At 68.9% G+C, this 5,710-nt stretch carries 4 protein-coding genes; all 4 read right to left on the reverse strand.

Features of this window, described 5'->3' with window-relative positions:
- Window positions 1-64: 64 nt before the first annotated feature.
- Entirely contained in the window at window positions 65-403 is a 339-nt protein-coding gene (locus BL253_RS32605; RefSeq protein WP_116438912.1) for a PQQ-dependent sugar dehydrogenase family protein, read from the reverse strand.
- 121 nt (window positions 404-524) lie between these two features.
- Complete coding sequence (locus BL253_RS32610) at window positions 525-2,156, reverse strand: glycosyltransferase (RefSeq protein ID WP_076821276.1); 1,632 nt, start codon at window positions 2,154-2,156, stop codon at window positions 525-527.
- Entirely contained in the window at window positions 2,153-5,071 is a 2,919-nt protein-coding gene (locus BL253_RS32615) for a glycosyltransferase (protein WP_081438918.1), read from the reverse strand. Before BL253_RS32615 ends, BL253_RS32610 begins: the two co-directional genes overlap by 4 nt.
- Window positions 5,068-5,710 (reverse strand): GtrA family protein (locus BL253_RS32620; RefSeq protein ID WP_206745139.1); only part of this gene is annotated, 643 nt, incomplete at its 5' end. The genes BL253_RS32615 and BL253_RS32620, both read right to left, overlap by 4 nt.

Here is a 5,710-nt window from a genome sequence, read left to right on the forward strand (position 1 = left end):
GACCGGCGCCATGCCCCTACCTCACCACACGCACCAGACCTGGCACGCCACGCGACCACCAACATCAGCGCCTGGCTCCGAAGCCAGCGACCCAAAGCAACATCAACAAAGCACCTGAATGTTTACGCGTGATGAGCGTGATCACCGGCGTGGTGCCGACCTGACCGTTCTGAATCACCTTGATCGCGCCGGCCTTCTCCGCGACGAAGATACGGCCGTCCGGCAGAAAACGGAACGAGGTGGGCTCGTTGAGCCCATCCGCGACGAGCGTCCGCTCGAACTCCGGGGGCGGGGCGGCGTGCGCCCCGCGCGTCGTGACCAGCGCGACCAGGGTGGCGAAGACCACCGCCAGAACGGTCGTGAGCGCCACGCGGCGAACAGAAGCGGTATGGCCCGTCGACATCGGCCCCTCCAGACGAGACACACGGCCGAGCGCCCGGTGCGCTCGGCTGACAAGGTCCTACTCATCTCGGTCAGCTCCCTGGCGGCGTCGCCGCCGAGCCGGGAGGTCGGTCGGGGGACGGTCAGGAACTGCCGGCTCGCAGTGACGCGTCGCGCCTCAGCGCCGCCTCGATCGCGAGGTCCTCACGTTCGCTGCCTTCGTGGCCATGTTCCGTCTTGTGCCACTGGCTGCGTGACCGCTTTCTGCTGAGCTCGAGGACGCCGCTCCACATCGAATAGCTGGTGAACAGCCACCAGACGGRCGCGAGAAACATGTACTTGACGCTCGAGTACTCACCGCGGCGGAGGCAGGCGATCATGAGCTGGTAGAGCAGGAGAAAATTTCCCAGGAGCGCCGTGGCCCCGCCGAGGTAGAAGATGGCCGGCGGGAACAGCGACTCGATGAAGGCCGAACGAGTGATGAAGTAGGCGACGGTCAGGGCCCAGAACGCCGGATTGATCATCAGCGAGATCGGCGTACCGATCATCAGCAGGCTGTAGACGGCGAAGCTCTTGAGGCCCATCTGCCGGATCGCGGCCCGCGGGTGCCGCATGTGGATGAGGCCCGCCTGCATGTAGCCCTTGCCCCACCGCATGCGCTGCCGGGCCGCGGTCCTCGCCTTGGCGGAGGCCTCCTCGAGCGTGTAGGAATCGATCATCTCGACCCGGTAGCCCGCGCGGGCAAGCCATCCCGCGATATCGGCGTCCTCGGCCACGTTCCACGGGTCCCACGCCCCGATCAGCTCGTCGGGGTCCAGACCGCCGTCGCGAAGCTGGGAAGGCGGGATCGCGATCTGCCGAAGCACGTCCGTCCGGAAGATGTTCGAGGTGCCGCCGAGCGGCGGAACGCAGCCGAGCCGTGACAGGCCGGTGAGGATGTACTCGAAGTGCACGACGTACTCGGCCCAGTACATCCTGGTGATGACGTCGCCGACCCACCAGCTCCAGACGTTGCGCCAGTACTCGGCGCCGGCCATGCGCCGGGGCCGCCATGCCTCTGCCGGCGCGACCGCCAGCCGTTGCTTGCCGACGTTCCAGAACACCAGCCTGGCCTGTAGGCACACGACGTCAGGCGGGACACGCCGGAACAGGGCCACGGCCTTCAGCAGCTGAAGCGGGTCGGGGCGGTCCTCGGCGTCCCAGATCACCGAATAGGTCCCACGGGCCCGCGCGAGTCCGTAGTCGCAGGCCTTCGGCTTCGTCCTCGGTCTGCTGTCTGGGACCACGACGACCTCGAAATGCGGCGGGAGGTCGGCCTCGGCCGCCGCCGCTCGCGTCTCGTCGTCGACCTCCTCGAGCAGCAACAGGACCTGCAGCCGGTCCTTCCGGTAGCTGATCCGGTCGATCGCCCGCACGAGGCCCGGCAGGACGGCCGCCTCCTTGAACAGCGGCACGAAGATCGTGATCAGGGGAAGGTCGGGGTCGTTCGAGCCTGGCAGCGACGTCGGCCGCGGCATCCGATGGTCGGAAGCGGCCGCGCTGAGCACGATCTTCAGACCGACGAAGGCCAGGTAGAAGGCCTGGCAGGCGCCGATGACGGCGATCAGCAGGACCGTGGCGCCAAAGAGGCCAAGGCAGGCGCCGGCGACGACCACCAGGAGTACGAGGAATATGACCTGCCCGCGGGAGAGCAGCGTTCGCGCGCTCTCCCGCCACTCGAGGCCGCGGTCGTCGGGGCGGGACCGGCTGATCGGCTGATCTTCGATCGTCGTCATGCCCGGCCCCCGCTTCCGGAATGGCGAATCTGGTCGGCGCGCCGGGGAGTCGTGTAGATCAGCCGGTCGGAGTCGCTGTAGACGAGCCTGTACCTGGTCAGGAACGGCGATCCCGCCAGCTTGCGCGTGACGTGGTCCTCAGTTCCCGCGGACCGGCGCATGAATATCCACTCGATTCCGTATGCCGGCGGGTCGGCCAGCGCTCTGTCCCACTGCTTGTAGCTTCCTTCGTAGACGCATTTGTTGGACGGCAGGTGAGACTCGAACAGCACCTGTTCGTTGCCGAACGACTCCATCAGCAACAGCCCGCCGGTGTAGTTGTCCYGCAGGAAATCGGCCGCCTCCGAGGCCCGGATGGAGTCGGGTTCCTTGGCCCAGGCCCGCGGCTCCTGGAGCGTGATGATGTCGCGGGTGACCAGCCCGTTAGCCCCGATGGCAACCGCCAGCCCCAGCGCGAGCCCGGCCGGCGCCAACCGCCAGCCGCGCGCCCGTACGAGCGAACCGAGCTGGCCCACGAGGTACCCGCTGAACACCGCGGCGGCGAGGATCATGACCAGGCCGAAACGGACGTTGTACAGCTCGCCGTTGTAGTGCGTCACATGCAGCGGGCGCTGGCCCGCGTAGAGCGCGTAGCCGAAGAAGGGGAAGAAGACCACGAGCACCAGCGCGGGCAGTGACTCCAGCGAAAGGCGGGTCCGCACCAGGTAGACGACGAGGCCGATCAGGGCCAGCACGGCGAAGAACGTGGTCAGGTTCTCCACGACGGCTATCCCGTAGGTGCCGAGCGCCACGTTCAGGTGGCCGATCGAGCGCTCGCCCTCGTCGACCCAGAGCGACGGCTTCGCGTACTCGCCCCGCTGGAAGCCGAGCCAGTCGCCCAGGATGAGCTGGTTCCAGGCGGCCCACCCGATCGGTCCCAGYGCGGCCAGGGTGCCGAACGAGATCAGGACGCCGTCGGCCATCGACCGCAACGGGCTCCGAAGCGCGACGACGACCAGCACGACCATCAGGGTCAGCAGCAGGACCCAGCCCTCGTACCTGGACAGCGTCGCGAGGAACGCCGACGCGGCCGAGCGCACGAGGTACTGATAGCGGAAGTCGGTCTGGATCCATCGGAGCAGCCCGTAGACGCTGCCCATGATGCAGGCGAGCAGCAACGTCTCCGTCATCGGCGTGCTCTGCATGTAGAGCACGCTGGGGTTGAAGAGGAAGATCCCGGCGGTGACCAGGCCGGCGGAGCGGCGGCCGGTGAGCCGCCAGCCGAACTTGTAGAGAAGCACGCCGCACACGACGTAGGACGCCATCGAGACGACGCTGCCGCAGATCCCGGACTCGTACGCCGGGCCGTACCAGACCAACGGCAGCATGAGCAGGTGCGGCAGCGGCAGCCACACGCCTCCGAGCTGCGCGAGACCCGGCGTGGTGCTGGTCACCACTCGGCGGGAGATGAGCAGGTGCGAGATCGCGTCCTTGTAGGAAAGCGTGAGGTCGTTCGCGTAGAAGTAGGAGAACGAACCGATCGAGCACAGGCACGCGACGACGATGACGAGCCGGACCACCGGATCCGCCCGTCGCCACCGGCCCACGGTGTGGCTGTCGTCCTCGACCGCGTGCCGGGCCACCTTCAACCGCAGTCTGAGCAGGCTGAGGACGGAGCCCAGCACGACTCGCAGGCTTCCGCCGGTCTGTTTCCCGGAGGTCCGTGGGTGGTGTGTGACACCAGCCTCTTCGATCCGGAACCCGTAGCGTCCCGTGTAGGCCAGCAGCTGCGGGGAGATCGCCGCGTGGTCGCCGTCCAGTCGAGGCAGGATCTTCTCGAGGACGTTCCGGCCGATCAGCTTGAACCCGCAGTCGACGTCCCGGGCCGTGAATCCGAGCATGAGCCGGGTGAGCACGTKCCAGCCCGACCCCATCAGGCGTCGCTTGAAAGGGTCGGCCCTGGCGATCCTGAAACCCACCACCATGTCGGCGTTCGTTCGCAGCATCTGGCTGAGCAGGGTCTCGATGCTCTGCGCCCGGAACTGACGGTCGGAGTCCGAGAACGCGACCAGCGGCATACCGGTCTCGTAGGCGGCGCTGAGGCCGGTCCGCAGGGCCGCGCCGTAGCCGCGGTTCACGTCGTGCCGAACGACCTCGACATGTTCGCGCGTCTCACTCAGCCGGCGGGCGACCTCGTAGGTCCCGTCGGTGCTGCCGTCGTCGACGATGGTCACCCGGTACGGCACCGCGAGCCGCTGGAACATGGCGACCAGGTCGTCGACGCAGGCCTCGAGATTGCCAACCTCGTTGTGAGCCGGCAGAAAGAACGAAATTCCGCCTCGTGCCAGCTCGCGGAGCCGATAGAGCGGCTCGCCGGCGGCCTCGGTCTCGTGCGTGTCCCCGAAGGTCCTGGTCAGCCGCAGCCCCGCGGCGGACATCCCCGCGACGACCAGCCCAGCGGCCGCCGCCACCTGCCCAGGGGCGTCGAGATACCGCAGGCCCAGGTAGACGCCGGTGCTGATGGCCAGGCAGACGAGGACGAGCATGAGCGCCACCGCCCGCCGCCGGGGGCCGGCGGACCCCGGCCGGCGCTCGGCCCGTCGAGCGACGAGCCGAAGCGACGCGTTCCACCCGACAGACGCGAGGAACGCGATGGCGTACGCCCCGGGCTCGGGGACGCCGATGTCGACGCCCGCTCGCAGCACGATCAGCAGGACGCACAGCACGCTCGCGACTCGGAGCACGAACCAGGCCCGACGGGTGGTTCTGCTCGGCGCGGGCCGTGGCCCATTCCCGGTGCGTGGCCGGGCCGGGACGGCGGGCGGCAGGTCGCGGTGGGTCGTTCCCGTCATCGTCCGCGAACCCACCACGGGCCCGGGCGCCTGCCGTGGCGACGGAATCGCGTCGGTCGGCCGGGTGGTGCCGTCGGTGGTCACGCGTGGTCCCTTACCTGTGGCTGGGGGTCCGGCCGCCGGGCCACCGGTACGAGGCCCGAGACGTCCTGGAACTCCGGCTCCTGGGGACCACGGTTCCTGGCGAAGACGAGCCTGTCCCCGATCGAATAGCTGACGATCATTCCGGACGCGATTCCCGTGGCCATCGCCAGCAGATCGCCGGTACGCCCGACGATCAAGGTGAACACCGCGGTGCTGACGGTCAGCGACGCGAGCGTGCCCGCGTTGAACCCGAGCCATCGGCTGAGCCACCGGCGCGGCCCGCCGGCTCCCCTGGTGCGGTCGCGCCAGGTGAAGGTGCTGCTGAGCATGAAGTTGATCTGCGCGGAACAGGCGAAACCCACGGCATAGGCGGCGCTCGGCCGCGCACCAAGGCGTTCGGCGAGCTCAAGCACCGCGAACTGGAAGGCGGCACACGAGGCCCCGACGCAGGAGAACCGGAGCAGCCTCAGGAACGTCGGCGCCTTCTGGCGCGCGAGAGAAGGGGCGGGCCCCCGACCGGTCGCGAGTTCCGTCATGGCTTGCTCCGACAGCGCGCCGAGCGCCCCGGCGCGGCCGCGGACCGGGTGGCGGACCGGGTGGCGGACCGGGTGGCGGACCGGGTGGCGGACCGGGTGGCGG

It is taken from the genome of Pseudofrankia asymbiotica, assembly GCF_001983105.1.
Classification (GTDB): domain Bacteria; phylum Actinomycetota; class Actinomycetes; order Frankiales; family Frankiaceae; genus Pseudofrankia; species Pseudofrankia asymbiotica.